The sequence below is a fragment of the Lysobacter sp. F6437 genome (assembly GCF_052547215.1).
On sequence record NZ_JBQWRB010000004.1, the window covers coordinates 236,138 to 252,181 of the forward strand.

Below are 16,044 nucleotides of genomic sequence, written 5' to 3' on the forward strand. Positions count from 1 at the left end.
GCCGTGTCCACTGAAGCCGCAACCGACCCGACCTCCACCGACCCGCGGGCGTTCGATCCGCAAGCCGTGGAGGCGGCCGCGCAACAGTTCTGGAATGGCACCCGGGCGTTCGAGGTCGACGAGGCGTCCGACAAGCCCAAGTACTTCTGCCTGTCGATGCTGCCGTACCCGTCCGGTGCGTTGCACATGGGCCACGTGCGCAACTACACGATCAGCGACGTCATCAGCCGCCATAAAAGGATGACCGGCCACAACGTGCTGCAGCCGATGGGTTGGGACGCGTTCGGCCTGCCGGCCGAGAACGCCGCGATCAAGCACAGGACCGCGCCGGCCAAGTGGACCTACGCCAACATCGCGCACATGAAGCAGCAATTGCAGGCGATGGGCTACGCGATCGACTGGTCGCGCGAGTTCGCCACCTGCCAGCCGTCGTACTACGTGCACGAGCAGCGCATGTTCGTGCGGCTGATGAAGCAGGGCCTGGCCTACCGCAGGAACTCGGTGGTCAACTGGGACCCGGTCGACCAGACCGTGCTGGCCAATGAGCAGGTGATCGACGGCCGCGGCTGGCGCACCGGTGCGCTGGTGGAAAAGCGCGAGATCCCGCAGTGGTCCCTCAAGATCACCGACTACGCGCAGGAGCTGCTCGACGGCCTCGACACGCTCGACGGCTGGCCCGACGCGGTCAAGACCATGCAGCGCAACTGGATCGGCCGCTCCGAAGGGCTGGAGATCCGCTTCGACGTGCGTGATGTCGACGGCGGGGCGCTCGAGCCGGTGACGGTCTACACCACACGCCCGGACACCCTGATGGGCGTGACCTTCATATCGATCGCGGCCGAACATCCGCTGGCAACGCGCGCCGCGTGCGACAACGAGGAGCTCTCCGCGTTCATCGCCGACCTGAAGAAGGGCGGCGTCACCGAAGCCGAGCTGGAGACCCAGGAAAAGCGCGGCATGGACACCGGCCTGCGCGCGCTGCATCCGGTCAGCGGCGAAGAGGTGCCGGTGTACGTCGCCAACTTCGTGCTGATGAACTACGGCACCGGCGCGGTGATGGCGGTGCCGGGCCACGACCAGCGTGACTGGGAGTTCGCCAGCCATTACCAATTGCCGATCGCCACCGTAGTCGTGCCCAACGCGGTGCGCGATGCACTGGAGGAAATCCGGCGCGACCTCGGCGCGCATGCCGACCCGATGGGCGCCGCCCTGGGCGAGTCGCGCGCGACCGACGCCTACGACACCGGCGCCGCGGTTCAGGTGGTCCAGGAGTTCCAGCAGCGGCTGGCCGAGCAGGGCGCGTTCACCGAGCGCGGCTGGCTGGTCAATTCCGGCGAACTGGACGGCATGGATTTCCAGCAGGCGTTCGATGCGCTCGCCGAGCGTTTTGAGGCCGAAGGCCGCGGCGCGCGCAAGGTCAACTACCGCCTGCGCGACTGGGGCGTCAGCCGCCAGCGCTACTGGGGCTGCCCGATCCCGGTGATCTACTGCGACAAGTGCGGTGCGGTACCGGTGCCCGAGGACCAGCTACCGGTGGTGTTGCCCGAGGACGTCGAGTTCATGGGCACCGGCTCGCCGATCAAGGCCGATCCCGAGTGGCGCAAGACAAGTTGCCCGACCTGCGGTGGCGCGGCCGAGCGCGAGACCGACACCTTCGACACCTTCATGGAGTCGAGCTGGTACTACGCGCGCTACACCTCGCCGGGCGCCGACACCCAGGTCGACGCGCGTGCCAACCACTGGCTGCCGGTCGACCAGTACATCGGCGGCATCGAGCACGCGATCCTGCACCTGCTGTATTTCCGCTTCTACCACAAGCTGCTGCGCGACCAGGGGCTGGTCGACAGCGACGAGCCGGCGCGCAACCTGCTGACCCAAGGCATGGTGATCGCCGAGACCTTCTATCGCGATGGCGACAACGGCGCCAAGGACTGGATCAACCCGGCCGACGTCGAGATCGTCCGCGACGAGAAGGGTCGCATCACCGGCGCGACGCTCAAGGCCGATGGCAAGCCGGTGGTGATCGGCGGCACCGAGAAGATGTCGAAGTCGAAGAACAACGGCGTCGACCCGCAGACCATGGTTGGCAAATACGGTGCCGACACCGTGCGGCTGTTCTCGATGTTCGCCGCGCCGCCGGAGCAATCACTGGAGTGGAACGAGTCCGGCGTCGACGGCATGGCGCGTTTCCTGCGCCGGTTCTGGCGCGAGGTCACGACCCATGTGTCGCAGCCGGATCATCCTGAGGTCGACCCTGCGGTGCTGGATGCCGCACAGAAAACCCTGCGCCGGCAGTTGCACGAGACCATCCAGAAAGTCGGCGACGACTACGGCCGCCGACACAGCTTCAACACCGCGATCGCCGCGTTGATGGAACTGCTCAACCACGTGTCGAAGTTCACCGACATGAGCGACCAGGGCCGCGCGGTACGCCACGAGGTGCTGCAAACCATGGTGCTGCTGCTCAATCCGGTGACCCCGCACGTCAGCCACGTGCTGTGGCAGGCGCTCGGCCATCCGGAGACGCTGTTGGAGGACGTGCCGTTCCCGGTCGCCGACCCGGCCGCGCTGGCGCGCGACGCGGTAACGCTGGCGGTGCAGGTCAACGGCAAGCTGCGCGGCACGATCGAGGTACCGGTCAACATCGACAAGGCGGACGCCGAACGACTGGCGCTGGCCGAACCGGGCGTGGCGAAATTCCTCGACGGCCTGAGCGTGCGCAAGGTGATTGTGGTGCCGGGCAAGATCGTCAATATCGTGGCGGGCTGATCGATATCGTGGGCGCGCTCCGTGGGCGCACCGGTTCAGCCTGCCGTCGCTTTCGCGCTTGATGCGGTCTCCCGCCTCGTACAGACTCCCCCGATGATCCGACATCCGCTGTCCCTCGTCCTGGCCCTGGCATTGCTGCTGGGATTGTCCGCATGCGGTTTCCAGCTACGCGACGCGTTGACGCTGCCGGCGGACCTGGACCCGGTGAAAGTGGTTTCGAGCGATCGCTACAGCCCGCTGGCGGAATCGCTGGCGATGGCACTGACCCGCGCCGGCGCGGAGCCCGCGACGCCCGACACGGAGAGCCCGGCGGTACTGGACGTCATCGTCGAGAAGTGGGGCGACACCCCGATCAGCGTCGACGAGCGGGGCCGCGCGCAGGAGTTCAACCTGCGTTACGCGGTGCTGTTCGAGCTGCGCAACGGCGACGGCACGGTGCTGGTGCCGCGACAGAGCATCGAACTTGCGCGCGCCTACATCTCGATCCCGACCAACTCGATCGGTACCGAGGGCGAGCGCGACACCCTCGTCCGCGAGATGCAACGGGAGATGACCGCTTCCGTGCTGCGCCGGATCGACGCGGCGGCCAGCGGCGGTACGCTGGTCGGCGGCTCGGACGAGGTGTTCATCGAGTTGACCGATGCCGCCCAGGCCGCGATGGAGGCGGCCGAGGCGATGGCTCCGCTACCGGTGGAACCGGCCGAGGGCGAGGCGTCCGCCACGGACGTACCCGCCAACGACGTGGAACCGGCCTCCGGGACCGAGCCCGCCGAGAATCCCGTCGAGCCCACGCCCGGCCAGCCCCGCTGAAATGGAACTGAAACCGGAACAGCTGGTCGCCCAGCTCGACTCCGGGCTGCAGCCGGCCTACCTGATCGCCGGGCCGGAACCGCTGCGGGTGCTCGAAGCCGCCGACGCGGTGCGCGCCGCGGCCCGCGCGCAGGGCATTGCCGAACGCGAAGTGTTCGATGCCGAGGGCAGCCGCGAACCCGACTGGGACGCGATGCAGGCCAGCTTCCGCGCGCCCAGCCTGTTCGCCAGCCGGCGCCTGGTCGAATTGCGCCTGCCCACCGGCAAGCCCGGCAAGGACGGCAGTGCGGTGATCCTGGATTTTTGCGCCGACCCGCCAGCGGACGTGGTACTGCTGGTCACGGCCGGCGAGTGGAGCAAGAAGCACGGCGGCAAGTGGAGCGAGGCGATCGGTCGCGTCGGCCGGGTCAGCGTGGCGTGGACGGTCAAGCCGCACGAACTACCCGGCTGGATCGAGCAGCGCCTGCGCTCGCGCGGCCTGCGCGCCGACCGCGACGCGGTGCAGCAACTGGCCGAACGGGTCGACGGCAACCTGCTCGCCGCCGCGCAGGAGATCGACAAACTCGTATTGCTGTCCGACGGCAGCAGCATCGACGCGGCGACGATGGAATCGCTGGTCGCCGACGCCGCCCGCTTCGACGTGTTCCGGGTGATGGACGCGGCGATGAACGGCCACACCGGGCAGGTCTCGCGCATGCTCGCCGGCCTGCGCGCCGAGGGCGAGGCGGTGCCGGCGCTGCTCGGGATGGTGGTCAAGGAGCTGCAGGTCCTCGCCGCACTGGCTCGGGTGACCGCGCGCGGCGGCAATCTTGGCGCCGAGTTCAAGGCCCGGCGGATCTGGGACTCCAAGCAGCCGATGTACCAGCGCGCGCTGAAGCGGCACCCGGCGCCGCGCTGGGACGCATTCGTGTCGCAGGCCGGGCGGGTCGATCGTCTGTCCAAGGGCCGCGGACGGCCCGGCGAGGAGCCGATGGATCCTTGGCTGGCACTGGAGCGCCTGTTGCTGGCCGTCGCCGAGCCACGCGCATTGCGGCTGCTGGCCCGAGCCCGGGTCGCCTGAGATGCAATTGCGGGTGTTCTACGGCGGCACCTTCGACCCCGTCCACGACGGCCACCTGGCGGTCGCCCGCCACGCCCGCGACGTGCTGGATGCAACCGTCCGGTTGATGCCGGCCGCCGATCCGCCGCACCGCGACACCCCGGGCGCGAGTGCGATACATCGGGCGCGGATGCTCGGCCTTGCCGTGGCCGGCGAGCGCGGGCTCGCGGTCGATCGGCGCGAACTCCAGCGCGATGGCCGCTCGTACAGCATCGACACCGTGCGCGAGATTCGCGACGAATTCGGCCCCGATGCCCCGGTGGCGCTACTGATCGGCGCCGACAGCCTGCTCGACCTGCCCAACTGGAAGGACTGGCAGGCCTTGTTCGACGTCACCCATTTCGTGGTCGCCGAGCGTCCCGGCTCGACCATCGACGACCCCTTGCCGGAACCGTTGCAGGGCTTCCTCGGGGCGCGTTGGGCCGACTCGGCCGCCTCGCTGCATGCGCTTCCGGCAGGTGGGGTGCTGCGCCTGCGGCAGCCCCTGCAGCCCGAATCGGCGACCGACGTGCGCCGCCGGATCGCCGATGGGCGGCCCTGGAGCGAACTTGTCCCCCCAGCCGTCGCCGCCTATATCGAGCGTCACAACCTGTACGGAGCCGGGGCCTCGTCGCCAGCTTCGCTATAATTCTCCCCCGGCGTGCCCCCCATGCATGTCCACATCCCACACCGAGCCAGCCTTTGACCAGTCAAGCCCAAGTCATCAAGACCCGCCTGCCGAGCCCGCCGCCTTCCGTCGATGAACTGCTCAAGGCGGTGCGCGATGCGGTCGCCGAACTCAAGGCCAGGGACGCCGTCGAAATCGACGTGCGCGGCAAGAGCAGCGTCACCGATTACATGGTGATCGCGTCCGGTACGTCGTCGCGCCACGTCAAGTCGATTGCCGACGAGGTGGTTCGCTTCGCCAAGAAGCTCGACGTGATGCCGCTGGGTGTCGAGGGTGAGCGCGAGGCCGAGTGGGTGCTGGTCGACCTCGGCGATGTCGTGGTCCACGTCATGCTGCCGCGGGTGCGCGAGTTCTACGCACTGGAACGGCTGTGGACGGTTGGCGACGAGCCGCCGGAAGGGATCGACGAGTACGGCGACGACCACCGCGGCGAGACCGACGCCGAAGACAGGCTCTAGTCTTCGCCGGCGCTTCGTGCGCATGTCCGATCACGGCGCCCCACGGCGCCGTTTTCGTCTGGCTGCCACGGAAGCGCTCCGCAACCCGATACCATGCCCGCATGAAGGCGAAACTGATTGCGGTCGGCGACCGCGCGCCGCACTGGGTGGCCGAGGGCTTCGAGGACTATCGCAAGCGCCTGTCGCATTGGCTGCCGTTGGAACTGGTCGAAGTCGAACCCGGCCTGCGCGGCAAGAACCGCGACATTGCCCGCGCGACCGCGGATGAAGGCGCACGGGTGCTGGCGGCGCTGCCGAAATCCCCGCTGGTGGTGACCCTCGACGGGCGTGGCAAGCCGTGGAGTTCGGAGCAACTGGCGCAGCGGCTTGAACACTGGCGCGGCCAGGGTCGTGACCTGGCGTTGCTGATTGGCGGGCCGGAAGGACACGCCGACGATGTGCTGGCACGCGCCGACGAGTCGTGGTCGCTGGGGCCGCTGACGCTGCCGCACATGCTGGTGCGGCTGGTCGCGGCGGAGCAGCTGTACCGCGCCGCCGCCCTACTGGCCAATCATCCCTACCACCGGGCCTGATCGCCAGGCCAATGCTTCGCCGCGGCGGCTGCCACGGCGAAGCTTCCGGTCAACGCTGCAGCGAGAACCCGATCGGCACCAGGCCGATCGCCCGCACCGGGTGGCCGTCCCGCAGCGCAGGCTGGAATCGCCAGTGCGCCAGTACGTGGCGCAACGCGGCGCGGTCGAGTTCGCGATGGCCGCTGCTGCGGGCGATGGTGACCTCCAGCGGCTGCCCATCGGTATCCACCAGAACCTCCAGCAGTACCGTGCCTTCGGCGCCTGCGCGCAGCGCACGGACCGGATAGGGCGGCGGCGGGGCGGCGGCGTAGCGCAGGGTGGCGCCGGTCATCGTCGTGGGTTGGCTGGCCGGTTCGACCGCAGGCGTGATCGCGACCGGTGTGGCGGGTACAACCGGGATGTCCATCGGCTGCGGCGCCACCATCGGTTGCGGCGCTTCGATGGGCGGTGTCGGCGTCGCCGCGACCGGCTTCGGATCCGGGATCGCCTTGGGTGGCGCGACTTCCACCGGAACCGGAACCGGAACCACCGGCACCGGCTGCTTGCGTGGAATCAAGCGTATGTCCGGCAGGCGCACGGCTTCCGGTGCCAACGGCGGCAGCTTCGCCGGGACCAGCAGCAACAGCAGTACCACCACGTGGATCGCGAGTGCGCCGGCGCTGGCGATGATCCGTCCCGGGTCCAAACCCTGCTCGCCAACAACGCCGCCGAAGCGGGAAGACAGTGCGTGTTGCATGGTCCACCTCCTGTTGTCTGCCGTTGTAGTGATCAACGCGCGGACGCCGGGAGTGGGGTTGCCGGTGAAGGGCATGGCCCCACGCCTGTGGTTTGCGCCCACGAACCCAAGCTGCTCCGTACGCACCGGTACGGCAATCACTGGCCGAAGAGCGGCGCCTCCGGACGGACCGGCGGTCGATTGCGGAACCTCGTGCCCATAAAAACAGGGCCCGCATTTCGCGGGCCCTGAATCTGCTCGATGTGGTTCGGTGGAATCCCGGAGCCGGAATGCTCCGGCTTTCAGTCGTCCGCTGCGCCGGGGTCGCGTTCCGGCTCGCGCTCCATGCCACCCTCGTCGGGGTTGGGCTTCTTTCGCGGGTCCGGTTGCCGGGCGTCGTCCTTGTCACGTGGCCTGGGTTCGGCGTAGCCGGGGTTCTCGCCGGCCCTGGGGTCCGGCGAGGGTGGGGCTGACTTGTGCGCTGCCATCGGGTTACCTCCCAAGTTCGAACACGACATCGAGGTCGACCGACAAGGTGTTCTCGCCCGGTGAAATCGAGGTGTCGGCCCCGGCCTTCTCCATCCGCGCCATCGCCATCATCGGCACCGGCGGGCTGAAGCCGCCATTGCCCTCGCTGATGCTGACGATGCGGCGCACCTTCATGCCCAGGGTCTTGGCGTACATCGTCGCCCGCGCCTGGGCCTTCTCGATCGCTCCGCGGCGGGCTTCGTCGTAGGCCGACTCCTTGTCGTCGACCTCGAAGCTGGGGCCGTGGATCTGGTTGGCGCCAACCCCGACCAGCACGTCCATGATCTCGCCGAGCTTGCCGATGTCGCGCACGGTGACGTCGACCGTGTTGCGGGCCTCGTAACCGGTGATGGTCGGCGGCTGGTTGTCGGTGTAGTTGTACTGCGGGTTGAGGTTGACGCCGCTGGTCTGCACGTCGCGCTCGGCGATGCCGGCGGCATGGATCGCCGCGACCACCTTGTTCATCTGTTCGGCGTTGGCCTGCATCGCGGCCTTGGCGTCGGCCGCGCGGGTGACCACGCCGGTCGAGAGGTGGGCGATATCGGGGACCCGTTGCACTTCGGCATGGGCCGATACCGACAGCAGCGTGCCGTTGCTGGATATCGGGGCGGTGGCGGTCTGGGCGTTGGCGGTCATGGCGGCGGCTCCGAAGGCGAGGGCGGTGGCCAGTGCGAGCGGGCGCAGCACGGTGCGGGGCAGGGCGGAACGGGACAGCATCCGAAGCATGGATAACTCCTTGGTATCGATGGGGAAGAGTCTGTTGCAAGGGGGTGAACGAACCGTGAGCCCCGTCGGGGTTACGCGATCGTCGTCGGCTGGCGCTCAGTCACCGCAGGGTATGCTTTCCGGCGTCTGGGCGATCGCTGGGGCGCGCTGGCTGGGGCTTGCGCGGCGGCCGCCCTCCCGCCATTGGATCGTGATGCTCTATCTCGCCTCGAAATCACCTCGACGCCGCGAATTGCTGGGCCGGCTCGGCCTCGATTTCGGCGTTCTCGAGATCGATATCCCCGAGCATCGCCAACCCGGCGAGCCGCCGCGGGACTATGTGTGCCGGGTGGCGCGCGAGAAGGCTGGCGCGGGGATGCTGTCGGTCGTGACCAACCCGTCGTCGCTGGTGCTGGGTTCGGACACCGAGGTGGTGCTCGACGACGAGGTGTTCGGCAAGCCGACCGACGCCGCCGATGCGGCATCGATGCTGCGGCGGTTGTCGGGCCGCACCCACGAAGTGATATCGGCGGTCTCGCTGGTATCGCCGGCACGCGAACTGCAGGCGGTGTCGGTATCGAAAGTCACCTTCGCCGATCTCGATGACGCCACGATCGACGCCTACGTCGCCAGCGGCGAACCGTTCGGCAAGGCCGGCGGTTATGCGATCCAGGGCGGCGCGGAAGTGTTCGTCACCCGCCTCGATGGAAGCTATTCGGGCGTGATGGGTCTTCCGCTGCACGAGACCGCGCGGTTGCTGGCGGGTTTCGACTTGGGCGTCGCTTTCGGGCCGCAGCACGCGGGGGCTGCATGAGCGAGGAGATCCTGATCAACGTCACCCCGCGCGAGACCCGCGTCGCGGTGGTCGAGAACGGCATGCTGCAGGAGCTGCACATCGAGCGTGGCTGGCGCCGCGGCGTGGTCGGCAACATCTACAAGGGCCGGGTGCAGCGGGTGATGCCGGGCATGCAGGCGGCGTTCGTCGACATCGGGCTGGAGCGCGCGGCGTTCCTGCACGCGGCGGACATCTTCAAGCCGCCGTCGGTGGGCAATGGCGACGGTGACGAAGCGCCGTTGCCGCCGACCCCGACCCGGCCGATCGCCGAACTGTTGCGCGATGGCGAGGAGATCATCGTGCAGGTGGTGAAGGATCCGATCGGCAGCAAGGGTGCGCGGCTCACCACGCAGCTCAGCATCCCGTCGCGTTACCTGGTGCTGCTGCCGCGCACGCGGGTGATCGGCGTGTCGGCGCGGATCGAGGACGAGACCGAACGCGCGCGCCTGAAGGGGCATGTCACTGAACTGGCCCCGGACGGCGACCAGCACGGCTATATCGTCCGCACCAACGCCGAGTCGCAGCCGGCCGAGGCGCTGGCCGAGGACATCGGCTACCTCGGCCGGGCCTGGGCGCTGATCGCCAACGGCTCGCGCGATGCCCGGGTCGGCCAGCGCGTGTACGAGGACCTCAGCTTGCCGCTGCGCGCGGTGCGCGACCTGATGCGGCGCGACGTCGAGAAGGTCCGGGTCGACTCGCGCGAAACCTGTGAGCGCCTGCGCGTGTTCGCCGCCCAGTACATGCCCGGCCTCGACGAGAAGATCGAGCATTACGCCGGCGCCCGTCCGATCTTCGACATGTACGGGGTCGAGGACGAGATCCAGCGCGCGCTGGCGCGGCAGGTGCCGCTGAAGTCCGGCGGCTACCTGGTGATCGACCAGACCGAGGCGATGACCACGGTCGACGTCAACACCGGCTCGTTCCTCGGCCAGCGCAACCAGGAGGAAACGGTCTACCGCACCAACCTGGAGGCGGCGCAGTCGGTCGCGCGGCAACTTCGGCTGCGCAACCTCGGCGGCATCATCATCATCGACTTCATCGACATGGTGGATGTCGAGCACCGGCGCCAAGTGTTGCGCCAGCTGGAGAAATCGCTGGCGCGCGACCACGCCAAGACGACCGTCTACGACTTCTCGCCGCTCGGACTGGTCGAGATGACCCGCAAGCGCACCACCGAGAGCCTCGAGCACCAGCTCAGCGAGCCCTGCCAGCAGTGCAGCGGCCGTGGCATGCTCAAGACCCCGGAGACGGTCACCTACGAGATCTTTCGCGAGATCGTGCGCCAGGTCCGGCAGTTCGACGCCGAGCGCCTGCTGGTGATGGCGTCGCCGAAGGTGGTCGCGCGCATCACCGATGAAGAGTCGGCGGCGGTGGCGGAACTGGAGGAGTTCCTCGGCAAGTCGATCCAGTTCCAGCCCGACGACCAGTACGCGCAGGAGCAGTTCGATGTCGTGCTGCTCTGAAGGACGCGCGAGGGCGGGCTGACGTGCCGACCCCGACGCGCCGCCGCCTGCGCCAGGCCCGCCGCGGCCTGGCTTACACCATCGCGATCGCGCTGGTGCTGGTGGCGCTCGTGCTCGGCGTGGCCAGCCAGATGCTTCCGCTGGCCGAACGCAACCCGGATGCGGTCGCCGCCTGGCTGAGCCAGCGCGCCGGCCGGACCATCGCGTTCGACCGGGTCGAGACCGAATGGACCCGTCGCGGCCCGCTGCTGCAACTCGACAACCTGCGCATCGGCGAGGGCGACAAGGCATTCACCGTCGGCGATACCGAGATGCTGGTGTCGATCTATGCCGGCCTGCTGCCGGGCACGCCGTTCTCGGAACTGCGCCTGCGCGGACTCGACCTGACCCTGGAGCGCATCGCCGACGGCCGTTGGCAGGTGCGCGGTTTGCCGGGGCAGCAGAAAGCCGGGGTCGATCCATTCGAGTCGCTGGAAGGGCTGGGTGAGTTGCAGGTGATCGACGGCAAGCTGGCGGTGATAGCGCCCCGGCTCGGCATCGATGCGCAGATCCCGCGGATCGACCTGCGCCTGCAGGTCAGCGGCAGCCGCGTCCGCGCTGGCGTGCGGGCGTGGCCGGAGGTCGCGGCCGGCGTTGTCGCACAACCGGTCGACGCGATGCTCGACCTCGATCGCGAGAGCGGCGACGGCGACGTCTATGCCGGTGCGCGCAAGGTCGACCTTGGGCAGTGGTCGCCGTTGCTGCATCTGATGGGCGTGTCGGTCGATGCCGGCACGGGACGCGCCGAGGCCTGGGCAACGCTCAAGGGCAATCGTGTATCCGCCGTCACTGTCGATGCCGCGCTGGACCAGCTGGTGCTGCGCGGGGTTCCGGAGAGCCCGGCCGCATCAGCGCCTCGGGCGCAGTTCGGGACAGTCGAGTCGCGCGCACGCTGGGCGCTGGTTGACGGCGGTTGGCGCGTCGATGCATCCGTCCTGCGGATCGACAGCGGCGGTAGCAGCCATGTCATGGATGGCCTGCTGCTGGCCGGCGGTACGCATTACGCGGTGAGCGCGCAGCGGGTCGACGTCGCGCCGTTGCTCGGCGTCGCCGCGCTCAGCGATCGGCTCCCGCCCGGGCTGCGCAGATGGATACGCCAGGCGCAACCGCGCGCCACGCTGCAGGACATCGCGGTCAGCGGGACGCGGGGCGGTGCCATGCATGCAAGCGCACGTATCGAGGCACTGGGATTCGACCCGGTTGGCGAGTCACCCGGCCTGCACGGGCTTGCCGGTGAGTTCGATGGCGACGCCGATGGCTTCCGGTTGCAGCTCGACCCGAGCCACGCGGTCGCGTTCGACTGGCCCAGCGGTTTCGGGGTGGTCCACGCAATCACGCTCGACGGCGACATCAACGGCTGGCGCGACGGTGCAGGCTGGCGTATCGGCACCGCGGCGCTGGCGATCGATGGCGACGGCTTCGGCGCCAATGCGCGCGGCGGGCTGTGGTGGCAGGGCGACGGCAGCCGTCCGTGGATCGATATCGCCACCACCCTCGACGACACCGCGCTCCCGGTCGCCAAGGGGTTCTGGGTCCGCAACAAGATGTCGGACAAGCTGATCGACTGGCTGGACACCGCACTGGTCGCCGGCACGCTGAAGGACGGACGCGCGCTGGTGGTCGGGGACCTCGACGATTGGCCGTTCGACAACAACGACGGCCGCTTCGAGGCGACCGGGCACATCGTCGACGCGACCCTGCGCTTCCAGCCCGACTGGCCAGCGGCCGAGCACGTCGACGTCGACGCCAGCTTCGTCGGCAACGGTTTCAGCATCGAGGGCACCGGCGCGCTCGGCGAGGTCGACATCCACCGCATGCGCGGCGCCATCGACCATTACCGCGACGGCGCGCTGACCGTGGAGGCCGAGGGCAGCGGCGATCTCGCCGGGCTGCTGGAGGTGTTGCGGCAGAGCCCACTGCGGGGGATGCAGCCGGAGACCTTCGACAGCCTGAGCGCCAGTGGCGCGGCCGTGGTCGACTTCGACCTGCGGCTGCCGTTGCATCGCGGCGCGGCGTTCGCGATCAACGGCGATGTCGAACTCGATGGCGCGACACTGGCCGACCCGCGCTGGGACCTGGCTTTCCAACAGGTCGGCGGTCGCATCGAATACGACCGCAATGGTTTCCACGCCGACCGCCTGCAGGTCCGACACGATGACCGCCCGGGTACATTGAGCCTGCGCGCCGGGCAGGGCCACGTGCGTGCCGGTGGCAACGCTTTCGAAGCCGGGTTGCAGGCGGATTTCGATGCCGACGCGCTGATTGATCGTGCACCTGACCTTGCGTGGCTCAAGCCGCACCTCGATGGCCGCTCGCGCTGGGACGTCGGGGTAACGGTCCCCAGGTCGAGTGGCGGCCCGGGCACGCCGGCCGCGCGGTTGCGGATGCGCTCCGACCTGGTCGGCACCGCGCTGACCCTGCCCGAGCCCCTGAGCAAGCCGGCGCCTGCGTCGCTTGCCGCGACCATCGACACGCCGCTGCCGATGGGCAGTGGCGACGTTGAGGTCGGACTCGGCAACCTGCTCGCATTGCGTGCGCGTTCCGCAGGTGGGCGCACCGGCGTCCGCATCGCGTTGGGCGGCGGCCGGGTGGACCAGCCGCCGCCGGTCGCAGGGCTGGTCGCCAGTGGTAGCGCCGACAAGCTCGATGCGATCGAGTGGATCGGCCTGGTGCAGGGCGGCGGGGAGGGCGCGACGCGAATGCCGCTGCAACGCATCGACGTGACCGCCCGGCGCCTGCAACTGCTGGGCGGGGTGTTTCCGGATACCCGCTTGCTGGTGGTGCCCGCCGATGGCGGCGCAACCGCGGTGCGCGCCGAGGGCGACGCGTTGCAGGGCCAATTGCGCGTGCCTGCGTCGCGTGCGGCGGCGATCTCCGGGAAGTTCGAGCGGCTCCATTGGAAGTCGGCGACCGCTCCGGCACCAAACCCGGCGTCGGCCACGGCGCAGGCCGACGCCAACCCTGCGGCCGCGGTCGAAGCAACGACACCCGCGCAGGTCGCGGACGCCGACACCATCGACCCCGCCTCGATCCCGCCGTTGTCGTTCGACATCGATGACCTGCGCATCGTCGACGCCCGCCTCGGCAGTGCGAAGTTGCGCACCAGGCCGACCCCGGCCGGCCTGCAGGTCGAGCAGTTCACCGCACGTGCGCCGGACCAGTCGATCGATGTCACCGGCGGTTGGACCGGCCGTGGCGCGGCGGCGCGCACGCGGTTGTCGGCGTCGCTCGCCAGCAAGGACTTCGGGGCCATGCTCGACGGGTTCGGCTACGGCGGACGGCTTGCCGGTGGCGAGGGCGAGGCGCGGCTCGACGCGGGGTGGTCGGGCAGCCCGGCCGACTTCAACGTCGCAGGACTCGATGGCAGCCTGACCGTGAACGCGCGCGACGGCCGTTTGCTGGAGGTCGAGCCGGGTGCCGGCCGCGTACTCGGCCTGCTCAGCATCGCCGAGCTGCCACGACGGCTGTCGCTGGACTTCCGCGACTTCTTCTCGAAGGGCTTCGCGTTCAACGAGATCACCGGCGCGATCAAGTTCGCCGACGGCAGTGCGCGCAGCGACGACCTCCGCATCGATGGTCCGGCCGCCGAGATCAGCATACGCGGCGCCGCCAACCTGCGTGACGAGACCTTCAACCAGACCGTCGAGGTCGTGCCCAAGGCCGGCAACCTGCTGACCGCCGTCGGCGCGATCGCCGCCGGCCCGGTCGGCGCGGCGATTGGCGCGGCGGCCAACGCGGTGCTGCAGAAGCCGCTCGGCCTGATCACCGCGCGGACCTACAAGGTCACCGGGCCGTGGGCCGAGCCCAGGGTCGAGGTGATCAGTCGCGAACAGGGCCGGGCGCTGGCACCTGAGCCGCCGGTTGAAGCACCCGCCGATGCCCGCATATCGTCGGGATAGCGCCAAAACCCCTCCGTCCGACACGGCTGCCCCATGACCCTACCGCTGCAACTCGCCGAATCCCGCCTGCTTCTTCCCGCCGGCCTCGACACCGACGGCCTCGAGCGCACCTTCGGCACGTTGCTCGGGCCGGGCGTCGATTTTGGCGACCTGTATTTCCAGCACGCGCGTCGCGAGAGCTGGACGGTCGAGGACGGCATCGTCAGGGACGGTGCGCACTCGATCGAGCAGGGTGTCGGCGTGCGCGCGATCAGTGGCGAGAAGACAGGTTTCGCCTACTCCGACGAGATCAACACCGAGGCGCTGATGATCGCGTCGCGGTCGGCGCGGGCGATCTCCAAGGGCATGGCCGGCGACGGCGCGGCACCGCGCTCGCTGGCGCGCGGCGGCGGCCGTTCGCTGTACCCGAACGACGACCCGATCGACTCGCTTGGCAACGAGGAAAAGGTCGAGGCGCTGCGCAGGATCGACAAGCTTTTGCGCGCCGCCGACCCGCGGGTCAAGCAGGTGATGGTGAGCCTGTCCGGGGGCGTCGACACCGTGCTGGTCGCGCGCAGCGATGGCGTGCTTGCCGCCGACGTGCGACCGCTGGTGCGCTTCAACGTGCAGGTGATCGTCGAACAGAACGGTCGCCGCGAATCCGGTTACACCGGCGGCGGCGGACGCTACAGCTACGCCGAGCTGTTCGCCGACGGCAAGCCCGAGGCCTGGGGCCGCGAGGCGCTGCGGCAGGCGCTGGTCAACCTCGACGCGGTCGATGCGCCGGCCGGGGTGATGCCGGTGGTGCTCGGCAACGGCTGGCCTGGCGTGCTGCTGCACGAGGCGGTCGGCCATGGGCTGGAAGGCGACTTCAACCGCAAGGGCACCAGCACCTATGCCGGCCGGATGGGCCAGCGCGTGGCTTCGCCGGGTGTCACCATCGTCGACGACGGCACGCTGCCGGGCCGGCGCGGCTCGCTCAACATCGATGACGAAGGCCAGCCGACCGAGTGCACCACCCTGATCGAGGACGGCGTGCTGGTCGGCTACATGCAGGACTCGCTCAACGCCCGGCTGATGGGCATGAAGCCGACCGGCAACGGCCGCCGCGAGTCGTTCGCGCACCTGCCGATGCCGCGCATGACCAACACTTACATGCTGGCCGGCAAGCACGACCCGGAGGAGATGATCCGTTCGGTCAAGAAGGGCCTGTACGCAGTCAACTTCGGCGGCGGCCAGGTCGACATCACCAGCGGCAAGTACGTGTTCTCGGCGACCGAGGCCTACCTGATCGAGGACGGCAAGGTCACCGCGCCGGTCAAGGGCGCGACCCTGATCGGCAACGGCCCGGAGACGATGCAGAAGGTGCGGATGATCGGCCACGACCTGGCGCTTGATGAAGGCGTCGGCGTCTGCGGCAAGGACGGCCAGAGCGTGCCGGTCGGCGTCGGCCAGCCGTCGTTGCTGATCGACGGCATCACGGTGGGCGGCACCCAGGCGTGAACG

General features: G+C 69.2%; 13 protein-coding genes. 10 read left to right on the forward strand and 3 right to left on the reverse strand.

The genetic code is table 11. The features are described from left to right. Window positions 1–3: 3 nt before the first annotated feature. The 6 genes from leuS to rlmH all read left to right on the forward strand — a co-directional run bounded on the left by leuS (window position 4) and on the right by rlmH (window position 6,375). Window positions 4–2,769, forward strand: coding sequence for a leucine--tRNA ligase (gene leuS / locus ACT9F5_RS12840; protein ID WP_445120345.1), 2,766 nt, complete (start codon window positions 4–6; stop codon window positions 2,767–2,769). 93 nt (window positions 2,770–2,862) lie between these two features. After that, window positions 2,863–3,579 (forward strand): LPS assembly lipoprotein LptE, encoded by a 717-nt coding sequence (locus tag ACT9F5_RS12845; protein ID WP_445120346.1) that lies wholly within the window; start codon window positions 2,863–2,865, stop codon window positions 3,577–3,579. 1 nt (window position 3,580) lies between these two features. Continuing rightward, window positions 3,581–4,639 carry a DNA polymerase III subunit delta gene (gene holA, locus ACT9F5_RS12850; RefSeq protein ID WP_445120347.1) on the forward strand — a complete coding sequence of 353 codons (1,059 nt, stop codon included), beginning with the start codon at window positions 3,581–3,583 and terminating at the stop codon, window positions 4,637–4,639. Between the two features lies 1 nt (window position 4,640). After that, window positions 4,641–5,306 (forward strand): nicotinate-nucleotide adenylyltransferase, encoded by a 666-nt coding sequence (gene nadD, locus ACT9F5_RS12855; RefSeq protein ID WP_445120348.1) that lies wholly within the window; start codon window positions 4,641–4,643, stop codon window positions 5,304–5,306. A gap of 53 nt (window positions 5,307–5,359) precedes the next feature. Continuing rightward, the gene (gene rsfS / locus ACT9F5_RS12860) at window positions 5,360–5,803 is read left to right on the forward strand and encodes a ribosome silencing factor (protein WP_445120349.1); all 444 of its coding nucleotides are present in this window, start codon (window positions 5,360–5,362) and stop codon (window positions 5,801–5,803) included. 101 nt (window positions 5,804–5,904) lie between these two features. Next, a complete protein-coding gene (rlmH, locus tag ACT9F5_RS12865; protein WP_445120350.1) occupies window positions 5,905–6,375 on the forward strand; it encodes a 23S rRNA (pseudouridine(1915)-N(3))-methyltransferase RlmH in 471 nt (156 codons plus the stop codon). A gap of 49 nt (window positions 6,376–6,424) precedes the next feature. Here rlmH and ACT9F5_RS12870 read toward each other — a convergent pair whose 3' ends face one another. The 3 genes from ACT9F5_RS12870 to ACT9F5_RS12880 form a co-directional block, all read right to left on the reverse strand. After that, window positions 6,425–7,111 carry a TonB family protein gene (locus ACT9F5_RS12870; protein WP_445120351.1) on the reverse strand — a complete coding sequence of 229 codons (687 nt, stop codon included), beginning with the start codon at window positions 7,109–7,111 and terminating at the stop codon, window positions 6,425–6,427. A gap of 281 nt (window positions 7,112–7,392) precedes the next feature. After that, complete coding sequence (locus tag ACT9F5_RS12875; RefSeq protein WP_445120352.1) at window positions 7,393–7,578, reverse strand: hypothetical protein; 186 nt, start codon at window positions 7,576–7,578, stop codon at window positions 7,393–7,395. 4 nt (window positions 7,579–7,582) lie between these two features. After that, window positions 7,583–8,335 (reverse strand): SIMPL domain-containing protein, encoded by a 753-nt coding sequence (locus ACT9F5_RS12880; protein ID WP_445120408.1) that lies wholly within the window; start codon window positions 8,333–8,335, stop codon window positions 7,583–7,585. A 202-nt stretch (window positions 8,336–8,537) separates the two neighbouring features. On the opposite strand from ACT9F5_RS12880, the gene ACT9F5_RS12885 reads away from it, so the two are divergent. The 4 genes from ACT9F5_RS12885 to tldD are packed head-to-tail and all read left to right on the forward strand — an operon-like array spanning window position 8,538 to window position 16,041. Continuing rightward, window positions 8,538–9,137 (forward strand): Maf family nucleotide pyrophosphatase, encoded by a 600-nt coding sequence (locus ACT9F5_RS12885; protein WP_445120353.1) that lies wholly within the window; start codon window positions 8,538–8,540, stop codon window positions 9,135–9,137. Next, complete coding sequence (gene rng, locus ACT9F5_RS12890) at window positions 9,134–10,621, forward strand: ribonuclease G (RefSeq protein WP_445120354.1); 1,488 nt, start codon at window positions 9,134–9,136, stop codon at window positions 10,619–10,621. Before ACT9F5_RS12885 ends, rng begins: the two co-directional genes overlap by 4 nt. A gap of 23 nt (window positions 10,622–10,644) precedes the next feature. Continuing rightward, window positions 10,645–14,559 carry a YhdP family protein gene (locus tag ACT9F5_RS12895; protein WP_445120355.1) on the forward strand — a complete coding sequence of 1,305 codons (3,915 nt, stop codon included), beginning with the start codon at window positions 10,645–10,647 and terminating at the stop codon, window positions 14,557–14,559. A gap of 33 nt (window positions 14,560–14,592) precedes the next feature. Next, on the forward strand, window positions 14,593–16,041 hold the full coding sequence (gene tldD, locus ACT9F5_RS12900) for a metalloprotease TldD (protein WP_445120356.1): 1,449 nt from the start codon (window positions 14,593–14,595) through the stop codon (window positions 16,039–16,041). Window positions 16,042–16,044: the final 3 nt, after the last annotated feature.